Source organism: Paraburkholderia sp. J41 (assembly GCF_905220235.1).
Classification (GTDB): Bacteria; Pseudomonadota; Gammaproteobacteria; order Burkholderiales; family Burkholderiaceae; genus Paraburkholderia.
The window spans coordinates 25,399-44,152 of sequence record NZ_CAJMZE010000027.1 but is presented as its reverse complement, the minus strand read 5'-3'; the positions used below and the strand labels follow the sequence as shown (position 1 = coordinate 44,152).

Genomic DNA, 18,754 nt, shown 5'->3' with positions numbered 1-18,754 from the left:
GTCATGAGCGATCCGTCCCGGCGCGACTGCTGCGCGCCACCGCGAGTAGCGTCGCGCATTGGGGTTTCTACGACCGCTTGGCCAGTGACGGATATTAACCGGACATCACCACTTGGGGCACCCAGGTGGTGGGGTGCTATTATAGATACATTCGCGAATGAATGTAAAAGAACGATGCAAGCTGCGCGGACCCTCTGTCCGGTGCGATTTACGCATCACATCTATATTACAAATCAATACATTACGGTTCGCACCCTGAAATAATCTTTCGGCCGACAAACCGACGCAATACATTACTTCGCCCATGGCACGACGCACGAAAGAGGAAGCGCTGGAGACGCGCAATCGCATCCTCGATGCCGCCGAACACGTCTTTTACGAAAAGGGCGTGTCGCGCTCCTCGCTGGCCGACATCGCGCAGGCCGCGGGCGTCACGCGCGGCGCGATCTACTGGCATTTCGAAAACAAGGGCGACCTGTTCACGGCCATGTTCGACCGTGTGCTGCTGCCGCTCGACGAGCTGAAAATCGCCTCCACCGATCCCGGCGAGCCCGATCCGCTGGGCCGCATCCGCGATCTCTGCATCCTCTGCCTGCGCAACACGGCCACTGACGTGCAGCGCCGCCGCGTGTTCGAGATCCTGTTTCTGAAGTGCGAATTCGTCGAGGAGATGGGCCCGGTGATGGAGCGCCATCAAACCAACATGCGCGAAGGGCTGGCGGGCATCGAGCAAGGGCTGCGCAACGCCATTTCAAAAAATCAGCTTCCCGCCGATCTCGACGCGGTGCGCGCCTCGCGCGTGCTGCATTCGTTCATCACGGGCGCGCTGCGCGACATGGCGGCGCTGCCCGACGTGTTCGACATCGCGAGCAACGCCGAACTCCACGTCGCCGCGATGCTCGACGCGCTGCGCCTGAGCCCTTCGCTGCGGCTCGGCGCATCGAGGGCGGCCGGGGCGGCTTGACCGCGCGGTCGGCGCGGGCTTTTCTCGTCGACGTTTTCGAGCGCGGCGCGATTGGCCGGCGCGGCGCGCCTTGATGCGCCTTGATGCGCCTTGGTGCGCCCGATGCGCCTTGATGCGCCTTGATGCGCCTTGATGCGCCTTGATGCGCCTTGATGCGCCTTGATGCGCCTTGATGCGCCTTGATGCGCCTTAGTGCGCCTTAGTGCGCGTTAGTGAGCATTAGTGCGCCTGAGCGAGCATTAAGGCGCCCTGCCCGCCGAATCCCCGCTCAACCCTTGCGCGCCCGCTGGTTCGACGCGTAGATGTTGTCGCGCGCGAGCGGCGCGTTCGCCTTCACCGCCGCCAGCCACGCCTCGGTGCTGACGACGGCCGCGAAACGCGTGTGCATCACCACGCTGAACGCGCGATGGATTTCCTCGGCGCTCGCCGCGCCCGCCTCGTTCGCATACGGCACCGAGCCAGTCGCATCGGCGAGAAATTCCACGGCAAGCCCGGCATGCGTCGCCTCGAATACCGTCGACGCGTCGCAGTTGTGCGTCATGTAGCCGGCGATCGTCAGCGTGTCGATGCCGTGCGCTGCCAGCCACGCGGCTAGATCGGTGCCCGCGAACGCGCTCGGCAGCGCCTTTTCGACGTAATGATCGTGTTCGCGCGAGGCGACCGCCTCGTGCAGTTGCGCGCCCGCGCTGCCGCGCGCGAACAGCGGCGAGCCGGCCGGCGCGAAATTCTGCACGACGACGACGGGTACGCCCGCCGCGCGCGCGGCGTCCATCGCCCGGCCGATATTGGCAAGCGACGTTTCGACGGGCGGAAATTCGATCGGCAGCTCGCCGCTCACATATTCGTTTTGCACGTCGATCACGACGAGCGCGCGGCGCGGATTCGCGGACATGGCGAAGTCTCCAGTCAAGAGGATAAGAAATCGAAAAAAGGATGCGGGATTGTGGCGCGGCGGCGCGCGCGGTTCAACCGCCGAATGCTCGCGGGTTGCGCCGCGTTCGTGTCCGGCAGAAAGCCACGGTTTGGGAGTAAGCGAGCGCTAACTAACTCGCAGTGAACCAGCGCGCTACGTAGAGCAGCAGCGCGACGAACACGATCATCGCGGCCCACACCCAGTTCGGCATGGCATGCGGCGCGGGTTCGGGATGCAGCGTGCTCGCGGCACGCCCCGAGATCGTGCCGCCGCCTTGATGCGGCAGCAGATGCGCGCGGCGCGCCAGCCCCGAAAGCGGGAACGGCCGCAAAAATACATGCTGACGGCGCGTCTCGCGGCCCGCCGCACGGTTGGGCGCCTGGCCGTGCTTGGCCGCGACGGTGGCGCAGAACTCGGTGAAAAAGTCGTCGGCGAGATCGTGCAGCGCTTTCTCGATCTGGCGCGCGGGAAGTTCGGCAAGCGGCCCGCTCGTCGTCGCCCACACCGAATAGTCGATGCGCGTGCCCGGCGCCGCCGGCTCGACGCCGTTCGCGTCGGGGCGCAGCGCCACGTCGATCTGGCCGCGCAGCGAGCCGATGCCGTCGGCGCGCGCGCGAAAGCTCAATACGCGGCGCGGCGTGAGCGGCACCTGGGCGACGTCGCTGGCAATGTGAGCGCGCACTTCGTAACGCGCGCGCAACGGGCCGAGCGGCACGGTAAGCGTAATCGCGTATTCGCCCGCGCCGAGGCGCCGGAACGCCTCGCAGTGCTCCATGCTCGCGCGCACGAGCGCGGTGTCCTGCAACGCGGTCCAGACGGCGGACGGTTCGAGCAGAATCCTCAACGCATCGTTCAGTTCCATGGCGGCTCTCCGTGGCTCGACCGGCCGGTCAGGACGTCTGATCGATGCGGTCCACGCGCGAGGCGTAAAACGCGAGATAGCCTTCGATGCCGCGCACGGTGTCGAACGGCTTTTCGTAGCTCCAGGCAGCGTCCTCGACGCGCCCGTCTTCGGTACGCAGATGGAAATACGCGGCATCGCCTTTGTGCGGACAATGCGAAACGTTCGCGGAGCGTTCGAGCCGCGCCATGTTCACGTCGGCGCGCGGGAAATAGAAAACGTCGGGATAACCGGTTTCGGAAAGCGTGAGCGCGGCGAGCGTGTCGGCGACGGTGATGCCGCCGTGAATCACGCGCACGCGATGACGGTTCGCGACGATGTCGATGCGATGCGATGCATCCGGTTCGACCGCCATGCTCGGCTCCCTGATGATGGGCAGACTGGGCGCCCCGACGCCCCGCCGGCGGTGCGGCGCCGGCACGAAGGCGCGTCTCCCGGACGATCGTCCGAATTCGCGCGCCCTAATTTGAACGGGCCGGCCGGCAACGTTCGCGAACGCTGTTTCGGACCGGCCCGTGCTTCATTATCGGCCAAAGTTCGGCGCCGTGCGCGAATCTTATGCAGGACGCGTGTGCGGTGATGCGCGCACGCGTCACCGCCCGTCACCTTCGGTTGGCGCGCGCACGAACGCCTTTCGGCGTGCTTCGATCGGCCGGCGAACTTACCAGACGAAGGAAGCGCGCGCGCTGCCGTTCGCGCCCACCGTCACGGCGCTCTTCTTGTCGACGCCCGCGTGGCTCACGTTCACCGTGTAGCGGCCCGGGCGCACCTTCACGAGCATGTACGGCCCGCGCGAGGTGGTGTCGAGTACGGTCGAGCCGTGCGAGTCGGTGAGCTGCACATGGACGTCGGCAAGGAATTCGCCCTTGCGGCCCGTGAAGCGCAGCGCGAGGGGCCAGCGGTGCGCCGCGCTTTGCAGCGCCTTCGATTCGTCGAGGCCCACGCCGCCCGAGACGAACGAGACGTCGCCTTGCTGCTGCACTTGCGGCATGCCGCCGCCGTTGGTGTTGCCGGCGCTCGTGTCGTCGGTGGACGAGCCGCCTACCGTGGCGTTATCGGTTGCGCCTTTCATGGTGGCCGCGCCGGCGTTGCCGCCCGGCGGCATGCCTTGCTGCGCCGCCGCATTGCCCGCGTAGCCGAACGCCAGGGTGGCCGCGAGAACCGTTGCGAAGGCGGCCGAGTGAGCGCGACGCGCGTGTTGGGACTTCTCCATCGATCACTCCTTAGAGGTTGACTCCGGCCCAACGATGCAGCAAAGCCTGTGCCCAAAACGGCGCTGCCGCCGGGGACGGAGGCCCGCGGCGGCAGCGTGGAACAACGAAGGACGGCAAACTTGCGGAGTGCCGCGAGCCGGCGCACGGAGCCGGACTCGCGGCCGCAAGGATCAGCCGAGATCGACGGGCACGAAAATCTGCGCGTCGTCACGCTGGATCAGGAGCGCGATGCTGTTGCCAGCCTGCGCGATCATTTGCTTGAGCTGATCGGCGCTCGTGACGGGGCGGCCGTTCACGGCGAGGATCACGTCGCCGGGCTGAATGCCGGCGTTCTCCGCGGCGCCTCCCGACTGCTCGACGAGCAGCCCGTGATCGAGCGAGCTGTTGCTCTTTTCGTCGGGCGTGAGCGGGCGCACCGCCACGCCAAGGCGTCCTTGCATCTGCGACTGCTGGCTGTCGTTCGACGCGACCTTGCTGTCCGAAAGCGCGCCGATGGTGGCCGCGAGGTCCTTCGTGCCCTTGTCGCGCCAGACCTGGACGTCGGCCTTCGTGCCCGGCTTCATGCCCGCGATCAGCGAAGGCAGATCCGACGATTCGTCGACGGCCTGGCCGTTCACGGCCAGAATCACGTCGCCGGGCTTCAGGCCCGCCTTCGCGGCCGGGCCGTTGGCGTCGACGGAACTCACGAGCGCGCCGCGCGGCTTGTCCATGCCGAACGAGTTGGCGAGCGTCTGGTTCATGCCCTGCACCGCGACGCCCAGGCGCCCGCGGCTCACGTGGCCGGTCTTGACGAGTTCGTCCTTGACCTTGATCGCCTCGTTGATCGGAATGGCGAACGAAAGGCCCTGGAAGCCGCCCGTCTGCGAATAGATCATCGAGTTGATGCCGATCACTTCGCCTTGCAGATTGAAAAGCGGGCCGCCCGAATTACCCGGATTCACCGGCACGTCGGTCTGGATGAACGGCGTGTAGTTCTCGTCGGGCAGCGAACGCGACTTCGCGCTGATGATGCCCGAGGTCACCGTGTTGTCGAAGCCGTACGGCGAGCCGATCGCGACGACCCACTGGCCGACCTTGCTCGCGCGCGGGTCGCCGATCTTCACGGTGGGCAGATTGCTCGCGTCGATCTTGAGCACGGCCACGTCCGATTGCTTGTCGGCGCCCACGACCTTCGCCTTGAATTCGCGCTTGTCGGTGAGCTTGACCGTCACGACGTTCGCGCCGTCCACGACGTGCGCGTTGGTGAGAATGTAGCCGTCGCTGCTCACGATGAAGCCCGAGCCGAGGCTCGTGCTCGGCGCGTCGGTCTGGCCGCCGCCGTCGCCGCCGCCCATGCCGGGCGCGCCGTAGAAGTGCTTGAAGAACTGGTAGAACGGGTCCTGCGGATCGATCGGCAACTGTTGCGGGCCGCCGCCGCCGCGCAGCGCCGCCTGCTTCACGACGTGTTTCGCGCTGATGTTGACGACCGCGGGCCCGTAGGTTTCGACGAGGCCCGAGAAGTCGGGAATGCCGGTCTTGGCGGCCGCTTCGGCCGGCATCATCGCGGCCTGAGCGGGCGTGATGACCTGCGGCGCGGGCACGTCGCGCTTGCCGGCGACATAGCCTGCCGACAGGGCAACCGCCACGGCGACGGCCACGGCACTGCGGGTAAAGACTTTGGTATTCATTACGGACTCCTTGCGCTTCGATGCTGATCTCGACGTACCGAAGCGTAAGCGCTGTCGCTTAAAGGAATCTTAATTACGCGAATTGCGTTTAGGAGGCGCAAACGCCCTTGCGACAGGGGTTTGCGCGAATTGCGCCGGAGTCCGGACGAACGCTTCGAAGCGGCGTAGCCGGGCAAAAACGGCGTGCCGGCAGCGCGACCGAAAACGCGATCGAAAACGCAATCGAGCACGCGATCGAAAATGCAATCGAAAGCGCAATCAAAAACGCACGTCGACGAGCAAACCGCCCGAAGGCGAGTCGCCGAGCGATATCGTGGCATCGTGCTGGTCGGCGATGCGCCGCACGATGGCCAGCCCGAGGCCCGTGCCCGCGACGTCGGTGCGCGCGCGATTGGCGCCCGCGCCCACGCGATAGAAACGGTCGAACACGCGCGCGCGTTCTTCCTTCGGAATGCCGGGGCCGCTGTCGGCGATCCGCACGCACGGATGGCCTTCGTCGACGGCGAGGCTCACGTCCACGCGGCCGCCCGCGGGCGTGTACTTCGTGGCGTTGTCGAGCAGATTGTTGAACATCACGCGCAACGCGTCGGCGTCGCCATGCACGCTCGCGTCCACGCTCTCCTCGATGCCGAGATCGACGCCGCGTTGCTGCGCGAGCGGCGCATGGTTGAGCACGCAATCGTCGAGCAGCGCGTGAAGATCGACGCTTTGCGCGCGCGCGTGGCCGTCGGGTTCGGAGCGCGCGAGCGCGAGCAGTTGCTCGGCAAGACGCGTGGCGCGCGTGACGCCCGCTTGCAGGTCGGCGAGCGCCTCGCGGCGCGTTTCGTCGTCCCTTGCGCGCGCAACCAGTTGGGCCTGGATCTGCACCGCCGCGAGCGGCGTGCGCAGTTCGTGCGCGGCGTCGGCGACAAAGGCCTTTTGGATGTCGAGCGCTTGCGCGAGACGTTCGAGCAGCGCGTTCAACGCATGCACGAGCGGCGTGACCTCGCGCGGCAAGCGCTCCTCGGGCAGCGGATCGAGCGCCTCGGGATGGCGCGTGTCGAGCGCGCGCGCCACGCGCGAGAGCGGTTTGAGCCCGCGCCCCACCACCATCCACACGGCAAGGCCCAGAAACGGCAGCACCACGATGAGCGGCCAGAGCGTGCGCAGCGCGACGTTCGCCGCGAGCCGGTTGCGCACGGAAACCGGCTGCGCGAGCTGCACCACGTTGTCGCCCACGATCGCGCCGTACACGCGCCAGTCGCCGCGATCGGTCCGTTCCGTCGAAAAGCCGAGTTCCGCGCGCGGCGCGAGCGGCGCGCGCGGGTGCGAGTAGTACATGAGCACGCCGTTGCGATTCCAGATTTGCAGCACGATGCCTTCGTCGCCCGTGTCGCGCGAACTGAGGATTTCGTTGAACGGCTCGGAGGGCAGCGCTTCGGCGATTTCCTGCAACTGGTAATCGAACAGCTCGTTGGCTTCGGCGAGCGCCTGGCGATAGATGAGCCAGCCCGCGAGCCCCACGCCCGCGACCACGATCGCGAGCAGCCAGAACAGCAGTTGTCGTCGGATCGAACTCATGCGGCGCGTCGTGATTTCATGCGTCGTTTCATGCGGATCAGGCGTCCTTCGCGATCATGTAGCCAAGGCCGCGCACGTTGCGGATCAGGTCGGCGCCCAGCTTCTTGCGCAGCGCGTGGATGTAGACCTCCACGGTGTTGCTGCCGATTTCCTCGCCCCAGCCGTACATCTTCTCCTCGAGCTGGGTTTTGGACAGCACGGCGCCGGGGCGCGCGAGCAGCGCTTCGAGCAGTGCGAATTCGCGCGCCGAAAGCGCGACGGGCGCGCCGTCCTGAGTGACCTGATGCGAAGCCGGGTCGAGCGTGATCGCGCCGTGGCGAATGGTGGAGTCGCTGCGGCCCGACTGGCGGCGGATCAGCGCGCGCATGCGCGCGCCGAGTTCGTCGAGATCGAACGGCTTGATGAGGTAGTCGTCGGCGCCCGCGTCGAGCCCTTTCACGCGGTCGGCCACGGCGTCGCGCGCGGTGAGGATCAGCACGGGCAGCGCCGCGCCGCGCGCGCGCAAGGTGCGCAGCACGTCGAGGCCGTCGCGGCGCGGCAGCCCGAGGTCGAGCAGCATGAGGTCGTAGCTTTCGCCGCTCGCGGCCGAAAGCGCGGCTTCGCCGTCTTCGACCCAGTCGACCGCGAAGCCGTCGCCGCGCAGCGCCTTGCGCACGCCTTCGGCGATCATGCGGTCATCTTCGACTAGCAGTATGCGCATCGTAGGGAGCCGGCCGGCGGCGCGCGCCGGGCCCGCAAAAATGAAATGGACGATGCGGGCATTCTAGCGCCTCGCGCCGCGCGCGACGGCTTGTCGCGCGCCGCGTTTATCTGACGAACACCCTTCATCTGCCGCGTTCGCCGCGTCATTGTGGCGTAAGCGCGCCATTTTCCTCGCCCGCGATGCGCGCGCGCCGCGCGAGGTCTTTACAATGGGCGCTTTTGCGGCGGCGGGTGGATCGCACGCGCCGCCCGGCTACGCCGCCGGCACCCTCCGGCGGTATCGGCTTTAGCCCGTTTAGCCCGGTTTGAAGTCGGCCTGGACCGGTCTCGACTCCGCTTCAGCCTGCTTCACCGATGTTTCGATCGTCCGCGCGCCGCGCGCGTCCGCCCTGCGACGCGCCGTGCCCGGCCCCTGCACTGCCCGCTCTCGCCCGAATGCATTTCATGCTCTCCGCTTCGCTGTCACGTCTTCGCTCCCTGTTCCGGATTCCCGCTCTTGCCGCGCCGCGCGCGCCGAAGCCGCTTGCCGTCGCGCTCGCCTGCGCGGCGCTCGCCGCGGGCCTCGCCGCCGCGCCCGCCGCCTACGCGCAGCCCGAAGGCGCGCGCGTGCCCGCCGTCAACGTGACGACCGTGTTGCCGCCCACCGTGATGGCGGGCCTCGAACGCGCGCACGTGCCGCTTTCCTCGGTCAGCGTGGTGATCGAAAAGGTCGGCGACCGCCAGCCGAGCGTGGCCGTCAACGCCGGTCAGCCGATGATGCCCGCCTCGACGATGAAGCTCGTCACGACCTGGAGCGGCCTCTCGATGCTGGGCGCCGACTATCGCTGGAAAACCTACGCCTACACCGACGGCGAAGTGGATTCGGCCGGCACCCTGCACGGCAATCTCTACATCAAGGGCACGGGCGACCCCAAGCTCGTGCCCGAGGAACTGATCGACCTCGTGCAGAAGATTCGCGCACAGGGCATCGCGCGCATCGACGGCGCGCTCGTGCTCGACAAGAGCGAGTTCGACGCTTCCACGCGCGATCTGCCCTCGTTCGACGGCGACGACAGCGCGCCCTACAACGTCGGCCCCGACCCGCTGATGTACGCGTTCAAGTCGGTGTCGTTCACGTTCTCGCCTTCGCGCGACGGCGTGGCGATCGACGTGGTGCCGCCCGTCGCGCAATGGCAGATCGACAATCAGTTGCACGCGCGCGGCGGCGCGTGCGGCGGCATGCTGCCGAGCCCGCAGGTCGCGGCGGGAGCGAACGGCGCGGTCAGCGCGAGCTTCGAGGGCAGCTACGCGCTGCGCTGCGGCGAGCGCACGCTCAACATGGCCGCGCCCGTCGATCACAGCACCTTTTTCGCCGACGGCTTTCTCGCGCTCTGGCAGCAAGGCGGCGCGAGCCTCTTCGCGGGCCCGAACGGCGCGGTGCGCGAAGGCGTCGTGCCGCCGCGCGCGAAGCTGCTCGCCGTGCATCAAAGCCCGCCGCTCGCCGACGTGGTTCGCGACATCAACAAGTTCAGCAACAACGTGATGGCGCGCAACCTGTTCCTCACGCTCGGCGCCGTCGAGGCCAAGCCGCCCGCCACGCCCGCGAAGGCGGCGGGCGCCGTCCAGGCCTTCTTGCGCAGGAGCGGTCTCTACATGCCCGAACTCGTGCTCGACAACGGCTGCGGCCTCTCGCGCGAAGAACACGTGAGCGCGCTCTCGCTCGCGAACCTGCTGCAAGCGGCGAACGCGAGCCCGGTGGCGCAGCCGTTCGTCGACTCGCTGCCGATCGTGGGCGTCGACGGCACGATGCGCAACCGTCTCACCGACGCGGGCGTGGGCGGCAACGCGCACATCAAGACGGGCACGCTGCGCGACGTGCGCGCGATCGCGGGTTACGTGGCCGCCGAAAACGGCGAGAGCTGGATCGTCGTGAGCCTCATCAACGACCCGCGCGCCGAAGCCGCGCGCGCCGCCCACGACGCGCTGCTCGAATGGGTCTACAAGGGCATGCCCGAAGAACAGCCCGTGTACGTCGAGCCGCACCCGAAGCGCGCGACGAAGGCATCGCGGGTCTCGCGCGAAGCGCAGCCCGGGCAGGAAGCGCGCGAAACCCGCGCGTCGCGTGCGCCGGCCACCGCGCGCAAGGCCGCGAAGCACCGCGGCGCGCATTGACCCGCCTGCGCGCCGACCCCGTCGATGCCGGGCTTGGCGCCCGGACTTCGACCCCCGAACGCACTTCGAGCCCGCGCGCCGCACCGGCGCCGCGGCTCGAAGCTTTCCTCTAGCGAAGCCGTGCCCGCCGCACGGCTTGCGCGTGTACTCTCACGGGCAAAGGGCGAACGCGTGTCATAAAAATCCGATACGCGCGTACGACCGACAAGACGATACCGACGAGACAACACCGCCGCGCTGGCCGCCCAGCGCCGCCTACGGGACAAGGAGGACGACGTTCGTGCAGTTCGACGCGCAATGGCTGCTGCTCGCCCTCGCTCCCGTGTTTCTCGCCTGCATCGGCTGGGAAGCGTGGCATCTGGCGCGCACCCGCGCGCGCACGAACGCCGACGGCACGCCCGACAACGCCCGCTACCACTGGCCCGACACGCTCTGCAACGCCGCGCTCGCGCTCATGCACCAAGGCGCCGACAAGCTCGCGTGGCTCGTGGCCGTGCCGGTCTACGCCTATGTCTACGATCATTACCGGCTGATTGCATGGCGGCCTGGCGTGGGCGCGTGGCTCGCCCTTTTCGTTGCGCAGGACCTGCTCTATTACGTGTTTCATCGCGCGAGCCATCGCGTGCGCTGGCTGTGGGCCGCGCATGGGGTGCATCACTCGTCCGAGCGGCTCAATCTTTCCACGGCGTTCCGCCAAAGCCTCATGTATCCGGTCGCGGGCATGTGGCTTTTCTGGATTCCGCTCGCGCTGCTCGGCTTCCCGCCCGCGCAGATCGTCGCGATCGTGCTCGTCAATCTCGCATTCCAGTTCTTCGTGCATACGCAGGCCGTGCCGAAGCTCGGCTGGCTCGAATACGTGATCAACACGCCGTCGATGCATCGGGTGCATCACGCGCGCAACGCGCGTTACATCGACCGCAACTACGCGGGCGTGCTGTCCGTGTGGGACCGGCTGCTCGGCAGCTTCGTCGAGGAGGACGCCGGCGATCCGCCGCGCTACGGCATCGTCAAGCCGCTGCGATCGAACAATCCGCTCGAGGCGACGTTCCACGAATGGCGCGCGATGGCGCGTGACTTCCTGCGTATGCGCGGCGCCGGCGCGCGCCTTGCGGCGCTGTTCGCGCCGCCCGACTGGTGCGAGCGGCACGACGCGAAATCCGCTCGAACGACGCCTGCGTCGCTCCGCGAATCCACGCCCGCATCGACGCTCCGATCCACGCTCGAATCGACGCTCGATTCACCGCTTGAACGAGGACTTACAATCGTGCCGGAAAACAACACCGAGGGTCAGTGGAAATCGCCTGGAACCTGAGAGCTTGCGTAGTCTGACGGCCTTGGCCCCCGGCACGTGCGCCGGGCAAGCCAGTTGCGGCGGCGGTGCGTCGCGCGCCGCGCCGCGCATCCACAACAACACGATCGGCGAAACGGCGCGCGCGCCCGACGCCGCAGCATCAAGACATGGCATCACGGGCCGCATGGCGGCCACACACAGAGGAGATGAAGTGAACATGAAGCATCAAGGACCGGGACACCGTACGCTGTTGCGCGCCACCCAGATCGCCGCCGCGAGCGCGGCGTTCGCCCTGCTCGCCGCCTGTGGCGGCGGCGGCAGCGACAACAATGCGAGCGCCGCGCCGCCCTCGGGCGTCAAGATGCAGGTCGTGGCGTTCGGCACGAGCCTGACCGACGCGGGCACCTACTCCGAGCAGATCCTGCCCGGCTTCGGCGGCGGCCGCTTCACGACCAACCCCGGCGAAGTCTGGTCGCAGAAGGTCTCGGAATACTTCGGCAGCCCGTTGACGCCGGCGTTCGAAGGCGGCTTCGGCCTGCCGCTTACCGCCACCGGCGGCCTCGACTACGCGCAGGGCGGCGCGCTGGTTTCCGCGGGCGGCGTGGCCGACATCACCCAGCCGATCCCGGCGGCGAGCGAGCAGCCCGTCACCTGGCAGCTTCAGCAATACCTCGCGCAGCACGGCAGCTTCAACGCGAACCAGATCGTGCTCGTCGAAGGCGGCGCGAACGAAATTCTCGACATGGTGACGCTCAATTCGGCGGCGGGTCTGAAGGCGTTCGCCGCCGCGCTCGCGGCCACGCCGTTCTCGACGCTCGTGAACGACCCGGCCACCCAGGCGCAAACCGTGCAGACGCTGATGCAAGGCGGCTTCACGCAGGCGCAGGCCGTCGCGCTCGTGCCGGCCGCGATCCTGCTCCAGATCGTCAAGAGCGATTCCAACGCCGCCACCGACTTCGCTTCGTTCCTGCCCGTCGTCACGGCCGCCGGCACGCTTTCGACGCTCGTGAATACCCAGATCGCGGGCGCGCCGAAGGTCGTCGTCGTCGTCACGGTGCCCGACATCGGCAAGACGCCGGCCGCGCTCGCCGCCGACAGCGCGCTGGGCGTTACGCCAGGCGCGGCCAACGCGCCCGACCAGGCGCTTTCGCTGATCTCGGCCGCCTACAACCTCGCGCTGCTTCAGGGTCTCGCGCCGTCGATCGCCGCGAAGAAGGTGATTCCGGTCGACACGTTCTCGTGGATCGACTCGTCGATCACGAACGCCGCGAGCCTCGGCTTCACGGTGACGAACACGGACACCGCCTGCAACCTTCAGCAGATGGAAACCAACGCCGCCAACTACGCGCTCGCGAACCCGCAGGCCACGCTCGGCCTGCCGTCCACCGCACCGGCCGCCACGCTCCAGGCGGCCGCGGCCGCATACGGCAGCAGCTTCGGCAGCTCGCTGTTCTGCTCGCCGCAGACGCTCAAGGCGGCCAACGCGCCGACCACCTACATGTTCGCGGATCTGGTGCATCCGGGCACGGCGCTGCACGCGCAGTTCGCGGCATATGTCGAAACGCAACTCGCCGCCGCCGGCGTGGGCAAGGCGCCGCAGTAACGCTGCCGCCGTCATCGCTGCGCACGCGCGCGGCGTTCCTCGAACGCCGCGCCGCGCCCGAAAAGCAACACCCCACGAACCGTTGCGGTCCGTGGGGTGTTTTTCCATCGACGCTATCGACGCGACCCGGACGCGCGGCTAGTCGGACGCGCCGTCCTGCTGCGCCTCGAACGCCGCCGCCGCGCGGCCCAGCCGGTCGTTCACGGCGATCCATTCGATGGTTTCGGGCAGCTTTTCGATGAGGATGCGCGAGACGTTCGCGCGGTCGAGCGCGCGCAGCAAGCCGTACAGCTCGCGCGCGTAAAGCGGCGGCGCCTCCGGCGCGCCGACGAAATGCACGTTCGCCGCCTGCGCCCACGCGCCCGCGCGCGAGGCGCGCGCCACCAGCGCCACGGTTTCGCCCGCGTCGCGCGCGGCGGCCAGCAGCGGTTCGAGCGCCTCGAACGGCAGCAGCGCGAGCGGTGTGCGCGGCGCGTAATGCGCCTTGAGCGTGCCGGAAGCGCGCGGCGCCGTGGCGTCGCCGCCGTCGGGCAGGCGCGGCGCCTCGCCCAGCACGCGTGCGATGTCGTGCGGGCTCACGTGGCCGGGGCGCAGCAGCGCGGGAAAGCCGCGCGAGAGATCGAGAATCGTCGATTCGATGCCCACATCGCACGCGCCGCCATCCAGCACATGAACCGCCGCGCCGAATTCGTCGCGAACGTGCTGCGCCGTGGTCGGGCTCACGTGGCCGAAGCGGTTCGCCGAAGGCGCGGCCACGCCGCCATGCCCGCCGCGGCGCGCCGAAAATGCCGCGAGCAGCTTCTGCGCGACCGGATGCGACGGGCAGCGCAAGCCCACCGAATCCTGGCCGCCGCTCACGGCGTCGGGAATGCGCGCGTGACGCTTGACGATCAGCGTGAGCGGGCCGGGCCAGAACGCCGCGACGAGCTTTTGCGCCGCTTCGGGCCATTCGGCGGCCCAGTATTGCGGATCGCCGCCCGGCGGCAGATGCACGATCACCGGATGATTGGCCGGGCGCCCTTTCGCCGCGTAGATGCGCGCGACCGCTTCCGGGCTGGCCGCGTCGCCGCCCAGGCCGTAGACGGTCTCGGTCGGGAACGCGACCAGCTCGCCGGCGTCGAGCAGCGCGGCCGCTTGCTCGATGTCGGCGTCGGTCAGATGCGCCGTGGCGTGCGCGGGGCGTGAAGCGTGGTGCGGGTCGGACATGATGCGGCTCAACTCAGCTCGTCGCGATATGCAGCAGTCGCGCGCAGTCGCGCGCGGCCGTGCGCGCTTCGTCGAGCGTCGGCGCGGTGAAATTCACGTGGCCCATCTTGCGGCCCGGACGCGCCTCTTCCTTGCCGTACAGATGCAGTCGCGCAGCCGGCATCGCCGCGACCTGATCCCACGGCGGCGTCACGGCGGCGGCGTTCGACACCGGGCCTTGCGGCGCCTTCGCCTCGCCCGCGCCGGCCGGGAACCACACGTCGCCGAGAATATTGAGCATCACCGCGGGCGAATGCTGGCGCGTGTCGCCGAGCGGCATGCCCGTCATCGCGCGCACCTGCTGCTCGAACTGGCTCGTGGCGCACGCGTCGGTCGTGTAGTGGCCGGAGTTGTGCGGGCGCGGCGCCATTTCGTTGGCCACGAGCGAGCCGTCTTCCAGAATGAAGAATTCGACGCACAAGACGCCCACATAGCCGAGCTTCGCGGCAATTTGCAGCGCGGCCTGCTGGGCCTGCGCCACCAGCGCCTCGCTCGCGTCGGGCGCGGGAACGATCGTGTGCGAAAGCACGCCGTTGCGGTGCGTGTTCTGCGCGAGCGGATAGACCACGGCCGCGCCGTTCGCGCCGCGCGCGATCAGCGCGCTCACTTCGAACTTCAGCGGCAGGCGCTTTTCCAGCACGCACGGCACGCCGGCGAGCGTCGCGTGCGCGGCGCGCACTTCGTCGGCGCTGCTCACGCGCACCTGGCCCTTGCCGTCGTAACCCATGCGCGCGGTCTTGAGAATGCCGGGCAGCACGTCGGCGAGCGTTTTATCGTCGATGGCGGCCAGCGCCTCCGACGACTCGATCACCACGTGCGGCGCGACCGGCACGCCCGACGCGGCGATGAAGCGCTTTTCGGCGATGCGGTCCTGCGCGACCGCCACGCAGCGGCCGGCGGGGCTCACGAACGTGGTTTTGGCGAGCGTGTCGAGGCTCCCGGCGGGCACGTTCTCGAATTCCGTCGAGATCGCGGCGCACAGGCGCGCGAGTTCGGTGAGCGCGGCTTCGTCGTCGTAGGCGGCGTGAATATGGCGATCGGCGACGGTGCCCGCGGGGCTCGCGGCGTCGGGATCGAGCACCGCGACGCGATAGCCCATCGCCTGGGCGGCGAAGCAGAACATGCGGCCGAGCTGGCCGCCACCCACCATGCCCAGCCAGGCGCCGGGCAGGATGGGTGAAACCGGAGAATTGTCAGGAGTCATCTTCGTGGTCGGTCGCGGCTGGCCGCGGCGTGTGGGGAACGTCGCGCGGACCAGGCCGAGGTTTAACGTCGCGGCGGCCGCAGGCGGCCATGCCGGGACGGTGAAGCTTTGTGGCGGCATCGGCCGCCTTCATCGCCTAAATTCACTCGAACGCAATTTAACGCGCGCCCAAACTGCTCTGAGTCTACGCTCGACGGCGCCAGTGCCTGCCGCTCAAAGCGCGGGCAGCGACATCGCGTGCGCCGCTTCGTTCTGGCGCACGCGGAACGAAGCCAGCTTATTCGCGTACCCGGCGTCGGTTGTCGAGAGGATCGAAATCGCAAAAAGCGCCGCATTCGCCGCGCCCGCCTCGCCAATGGCGAAGGTCGCGACCGGCACGCCCTTGGGCATTTGCACGATCGAATGAAGCGAGTCGACGCCCTTCAGATACTTGCTCGCCACCGGCACGCCCAGCACGGGCACCGTGGTCTTGGCCGCCAACATGCCGGGCAGATGCGCCGCGCCGCCCGCGCCCGCGATGATCGCGCGCAGGCCGCGCTCGCGCGCCTTTTCGGCGTACTCGAACATCTCGTCGGGCATGCGGTGCGCCGACACCACGCGCGCCTCGTACGCCACGCCGAACTCCTGGAGGATCGCGACCGCGTTCTTCATCGTGTCCCAGTCGGAGCTGGAGCCCATCAAAACGCCGACGAGCGGCGCCGCATGCTGATGGGCCGTCTGAACTTCGCTCATTGTGCTTCCTTCGTCCTTCTTTACGCTGAATTAAGCCAGCTTCTGGCCCGTGAGGCGCTCGAGCGCCTCCTGATACTTCGCCGACGTTCTGGCGATCACGTCCTCCGGCAGCTTCGGCGCGGGCGGCTCCTTCTTCCAGTCCTGGGTTTCGAGCCAGTCGCGCACGAACTGCTTGTCGAACGACGGCGGGTTCGAACCCACCGCGTACTGGTCGGCGGGCCAGAAACGCGACGAATCGGCGGTGAGCGCCTCGTCCATCAGGTAGAGCTTGCCGTGGTTGTCGAGACCGAATTCGAATTTCGTATCGGCGATGATGATGCCGCGCGTGGCCGCGTAGTCGGCGGCTTCCTTGTACAGCTTGATCGAGATTTCCTTGATCGTGCGAGAGAGTTCGGTGCCGATGCGGCGCTCCATCTCGTCGTACGTGATGTTCTCGTCGTGATGGCCCATTTCGGCCTTCGCGGCGGGCGTGAAGATCGGCTCGGGCAGCTTTTGCGCGTTTTGCAGGCCCGGCGGCAGTTGCACACCGCACACGGCGCCCGTCGCCTGATAGTCCTTCCAGCCGCTGCCGGCCAGATAGCCGCGCACCACGGCTTCGACGAGGATCGGCTCGAGGCGCTTCACCACCACGGCGCGGCCCTTCACCTGTTCGGCTTCGTCGGCGGCCACCACGGTTTCGGGCGCGACGCCCGTGAGGTGGTTCGGCACGACGTGCTTGAGCTTTTCGAACCAGAAGTCGGCCATCTGGTTGAGCACCTCGCCCTTGCGCGGAATCGGCTCGCCCATGATGACGTCGAACGCCGACAGACGGTCGGTGGTGACGATCAGCAGCTTGTCGTCGCCCACGGCGTAGTTGTCGCGGACCTTGCCGCGGCCGAGCAGCGGCAGCGAGCGGAGCGTGGATTCGTAGAGGGTAGACATCGTCGTGATTCGCTAAAAGGACAATCGAGAACTATCGAAACGGACCAGATCCGAAGGCAAAACGCCGCTCTGGGACGGCCCGAACCCGGAAAGTATTGCGAGGGTAAACCAAAACAGGCCAAAAAGCTCATCGCCGTTTCCCCAAAACTGGCGGAAACGGCGACGTTTTCCTGCATTTGCGTAGGCGGAGCGCGCAAACGCCCGCCTACGTCACGCCGGTCAGCGAACGATCTGCGCGAGTTCGCCCGACTTGTACTTCTCCGCGATCTTGTCGAGCGCGACGGGCTTGATCTTGCCGGCCTGGCCTTCGCAGCCGAACGCGACGAAGCGGTCGACGCAGACCTTTTTCGCGGCTTCGCGGGCCGGCTTCAGGTAGTCGCGCGGGTCGAACTTCGACGGATTTTCGTACATATAGCGACGGATCGCGCCGGTGATCGCGAGGCGCAGATCGGTGTCGATATTGATCTTGCGCACGCCGTGACGGATGCCTTCCTGGATTTCCTCCACGGGCACGCCGTAGGTTTCCTTCATGTCGCCGCCGAATTCGCGAATTTCGGCAAGCAATTCCTGCGGCACCGACGACGAACCGTGCATCACGAGGTGCGTGTTCGGAATGCGCGCGTGGATTTCCTTGATGCGGGCGATGGAGAGAATGTCGCCCGTGGGCTTCTTCGAGAACTTGTAGGCGCCGTGCGAGGTGCCGATGGCGATCGCGAGCGCGTCGCATTGCGTGGCCTTCACGAAGTCGGCGGCCTGCTCCGGGTCGGTCAGAAGCTGCTCGCGCGTCATCGTGCCTTCGGCGCCGTGACCGTCTTCCTTGTCGCCCTTCATCGTTTCCAGCGAACCGAGCACGCCCAGTTCCGCTTCGACCGTCACGCCGATCGAATGCGAGAAGTCCACCACCTGCTTCGAGACCGCCACGTTGTAGTCGTACGAAGCGACCGTCTTGCCGTCGGCTTCGAGCGAGCCGTCCATCATGACGCTGGTGAAACCGCTGCGAATCGCGGCCATGCACACCGCCGGCGACTGGCCGTGATCCTGGTGCATCACGACGGGAATATGCGGATACGCTTCCACTGCCGCTTCGATCAGATGACGCAGGAAGGCTTCGCCCGCATATTTACGCGCACCGGCCGAAGCCTGCATGATGACCGGCGAACCGACCTGGCTGGCCGCTTCCATGATCGCCTGAACCTGTTCCAGATTGTTCACGTTGAACGCCGGCAAGCCGTAACCGTGTTCAGCCGCATGGTCGAGCAGTTGACGCATTGAAACGAGAGGCATTGTTACTCCTTTGATTTGAAACGAAATGCTTCGTGCCGCCGGCTGTCTTGTGCAACCGGTCGAGGCGGCCTGGCAGCCGCCGCCCGCCGCTCGTCGCGGGCTCAATGGCGCGATTTTATCGCGAAGCGCGGGCGTTCCCCGGCCCCAATCGCGTAACTGGCATGAAATTGGCGTGTCGGAACGTCAAAAGTGCGAAAAAACGCAAAACCGATTGACAGTGCGCGCACGCAGGCCCCCGCATCGGCATGCTATCAGCGGCGAAAACGGGCTCAACTAGCACGTATCGGAAGCCAATTAGATACCAATGTGATACCAGCGAGGATCTCCGCCGGTGCGTTGGACCGGCGAAGCTGGAGCAGATGCCGCGCGCCGGCCCGGTTCGTCTCAAAGACTCGAAAGACT

At 67.5% G+C, this 18,754-nt stretch carries 16 protein-coding genes; 4 read left to right on the top strand and 12 right to left on the bottom strand.

Annotated features, from left to right (window positions below; genetic code table 11):
• Positions 1-304: 304 nt before the first annotated feature.
• Positions 305-964, top strand: coding sequence for a TetR family transcriptional regulator (locus tag U5805_RS23660; protein ID WP_322105935.1), 660 nt, complete (start codon positions 305-307; stop codon positions 962-964).
• 268 nt (positions 965-1,232) lie between these two features.
• Here U5805_RS23660 and U5805_RS23655 read toward each other — a convergent pair whose 3' ends face one another.
• From U5805_RS23655 to U5805_RS23625, 7 genes are all read right to left on the bottom strand, one after another.
• A complete protein-coding gene (locus U5805_RS23655; RefSeq protein WP_322105934.1) occupies positions 1,233-1,856 on the bottom strand; it encodes a cysteine hydrolase family protein in 624 nt (207 codons plus the stop codon).
• A gap of 151 nt (positions 1,857-2,007) precedes the next feature.
• Positions 2,008-2,739, bottom strand: coding sequence for a CoxG family protein (locus U5805_RS23650; protein ID WP_322105933.1), 732 nt, complete (start codon positions 2,737-2,739; stop codon positions 2,008-2,010).
• Positions 2,740-2,767: 28 nt separating this feature from the next.
• Positions 2,768-3,133 (bottom strand): DUF427 domain-containing protein, encoded by a 366-nt coding sequence (locus U5805_RS23645; RefSeq protein WP_322105932.1) that lies wholly within the window; start codon positions 3,131-3,133, stop codon positions 2,768-2,770.
• 306 nt (positions 3,134-3,439) lie between these two features.
• Positions 3,440-3,991 (bottom strand): carboxypeptidase-like regulatory domain-containing protein, encoded by a 552-nt coding sequence (locus tag U5805_RS23640; RefSeq protein ID WP_415914651.1) that lies wholly within the window; start codon positions 3,989-3,991, stop codon positions 3,440-3,442.
• A gap of 171 nt (positions 3,992-4,162) precedes the next feature.
• Positions 4,163-5,659: a DegQ family serine endoprotease gene (locus U5805_RS23635; protein ID WP_322105931.1), complete on the bottom strand. Its 1,497-nt coding sequence runs from the start codon at positions 5,657-5,659 to the stop codon at positions 4,163-4,165.
• 258 nt (positions 5,660-5,917) lie between these two features.
• Positions 5,918-7,219: an ATP-binding protein gene (locus U5805_RS23630; protein WP_322105930.1), complete on the bottom strand. Its 1,302-nt coding sequence runs from the start codon at positions 7,217-7,219 to the stop codon at positions 5,918-5,920.
• A 37-nt stretch (positions 7,220-7,256) separates the two neighbouring features.
• On the bottom strand, positions 7,257-7,919 hold the full coding sequence (locus U5805_RS23625) for a response regulator (RefSeq protein ID WP_322105929.1): 663 nt from the start codon (positions 7,917-7,919) through the stop codon (positions 7,257-7,259).
• Between the two features lie 446 nt (positions 7,920-8,365).
• Between U5805_RS23625 and dacB the strand changes: the two genes are divergently transcribed.
• From dacB to U5805_RS23610, 3 genes are all read left to right on the top strand, one after another.
• Positions 8,366-10,072: a D-alanyl-D-alanine carboxypeptidase/D-alanyl-D-alanine-endopeptidase gene (gene dacB, locus U5805_RS23620; protein ID WP_322105928.1), complete on the top strand. Its 1,707-nt coding sequence runs from the start codon at positions 8,366-8,368 to the stop codon at positions 10,070-10,072.
• A 280-nt stretch (positions 10,073-10,352) separates the two neighbouring features.
• Positions 10,353-11,384, top strand: coding sequence for a sterol desaturase family protein (locus U5805_RS23615; protein ID WP_322105927.1), 1,032 nt, complete (start codon positions 10,353-10,355; stop codon positions 11,382-11,384).
• Positions 11,385-11,580: 196 nt separating this feature from the next.
• Complete coding sequence (locus U5805_RS23610; protein WP_322105926.1) at positions 11,581-12,966, top strand: SGNH/GDSL hydrolase family protein; 1,386 nt, start codon at positions 11,581-11,583, stop codon at positions 12,964-12,966.
• A 138-nt stretch (positions 12,967-13,104) separates the two neighbouring features.
• Here U5805_RS23610 and U5805_RS23605 read toward each other — a convergent pair whose 3' ends face one another.
• The 5 genes from U5805_RS23605 to fba all read right to left on the bottom strand — a co-directional run bounded on the left by U5805_RS23605 (position 13,105) and on the right by fba (position 18,352).
• Positions 13,105-14,172, bottom strand: coding sequence for an L-threonylcarbamoyladenylate synthase (locus U5805_RS23605; RefSeq protein ID WP_322105925.1), 1,068 nt, complete (start codon positions 14,170-14,172; stop codon positions 13,105-13,107).
• Between the two features lie 13 nt (positions 14,173-14,185).
• Entirely contained in the window at positions 14,186-15,415 is a 1,230-nt protein-coding gene (locus tag U5805_RS23600; protein WP_322105924.1) for a 5-(carboxyamino)imidazole ribonucleotide synthase, read from the bottom strand.
• A gap of 213 nt (positions 15,416-15,628) precedes the next feature.
• The gene (purE, locus tag U5805_RS23595; RefSeq protein ID WP_322105923.1) at positions 15,629-16,147 is read right to left on the bottom strand and encodes a 5-(carboxyamino)imidazole ribonucleotide mutase; all 519 of its coding nucleotides are present in this window, start codon (positions 16,145-16,147) and stop codon (positions 15,629-15,631) included.
• Between the two features lie 30 nt (positions 16,148-16,177).
• On the bottom strand, positions 16,178-17,068 hold the full coding sequence (locus U5805_RS23590; RefSeq protein WP_322105922.1) for a phosphoribosylaminoimidazolesuccinocarboxamide synthase: 891 nt from the start codon (positions 17,066-17,068) through the stop codon (positions 16,178-16,180).
• A gap of 219 nt (positions 17,069-17,287) precedes the next feature.
• Positions 17,288-18,352 carry a class II fructose-bisphosphate aldolase gene (fba, locus tag U5805_RS23585; protein WP_322105921.1) on the bottom strand — a complete coding sequence of 355 codons (1,065 nt, stop codon included), beginning with the start codon at positions 18,350-18,352 and terminating at the stop codon, positions 17,288-17,290.
• Positions 18,353-18,754: the final 402 nt, after the last annotated feature.

What these genes read in the sequence shown, in the direction of transcription:
- U5805_RS23660 (WP_322105935.1), top strand. Translation starts at nt 305, where the DNA reads ATGGCACGACGCACGAAAGAGGAAGCGCTGGAGACGCGCAATCGCATC.
- U5805_RS23655 (WP_322105934.1), bottom strand. Translation starts at nt 1,856, where the DNA reads ATGTCCGCGAATCCGCGCCGCGCGCTCGTCGTGATCGACGTGCAAAAC.
- U5805_RS23650 (WP_322105933.1), bottom strand. Translation starts at nt 2,739, where the DNA reads ATGGAACTGAACGATGCGTTGAGGATTCTGCTCGAACCGTCCGCCGTC.
- U5805_RS23645 (WP_322105932.1), bottom strand. Translation starts at nt 3,133, where the DNA reads ATGGCGGTCGAACCGGATGCATCGCATCGCATCGACATCGTCGCGAAC.
- U5805_RS23640 (WP_415914651.1), bottom strand. Translation starts at nt 3,991, where the DNA reads ATGGAGAAGTCCCAACACGCGCGTCGCGCTCACTCGGCCGCCTTCGCA.
- U5805_RS23635 (WP_322105931.1), bottom strand. Translation starts at nt 5,659, where the DNA reads ATGAATACCAAAGTCTTTACCCGCAGTGCCGTGGCCGTCGCCGTGGCG.
- U5805_RS23630 (WP_322105930.1), bottom strand. Translation starts at nt 7,219, where the DNA reads ATGAGTTCGATCCGACGACAACTGCTGTTCTGGCTGCTCGCGATCGTG.
- U5805_RS23625 (WP_322105929.1), bottom strand. Translation starts at nt 7,919, where the DNA reads ATGCGCATACTGCTAGTCGAAGATGACCGCATGATCGCCGAAGGCGTG.
- dacB (WP_322105928.1), top strand. Translation starts at nt 8,366, where the DNA reads ATGCTCTCCGCTTCGCTGTCACGTCTTCGCTCCCTGTTCCGGATTCCC.
- U5805_RS23610 (WP_322105926.1), top strand. Translation starts at nt 11,581, where the DNA reads ATGAAGCATCAAGGACCGGGACACCGTACGCTGTTGCGCGCCACCCAG.
- U5805_RS23605 (WP_322105925.1), bottom strand. Translation starts at nt 14,172, where the DNA reads ATGTCCGACCCGCACCACGCTTCACGCCCCGCGCACGCCACGGCGCAT.
- U5805_RS23600 (WP_322105924.1), bottom strand. Translation starts at nt 15,415, where the DNA reads ATGACTCCTGACAATTCTCCGGTTTCACCCATCCTGCCCGGCGCCTGG.
- purE (WP_322105923.1), bottom strand. Translation starts at nt 16,147, where the DNA reads ATGAGCGAAGTTCAGACGGCCCATCAGCATGCGGCGCCGCTCGTCGGC.
- U5805_RS23590 (WP_322105922.1), bottom strand. Translation starts at nt 17,068, where the DNA reads ATGTCTACCCTCTACGAATCCACGCTCCGCTCGCTGCCGCTGCTCGGC.
- fba (WP_322105921.1), bottom strand. Translation starts at nt 18,352, where the DNA reads ATGCCTCTCGTTTCAATGCGTCAACTGCTCGACCATGCGGCTGAACAC.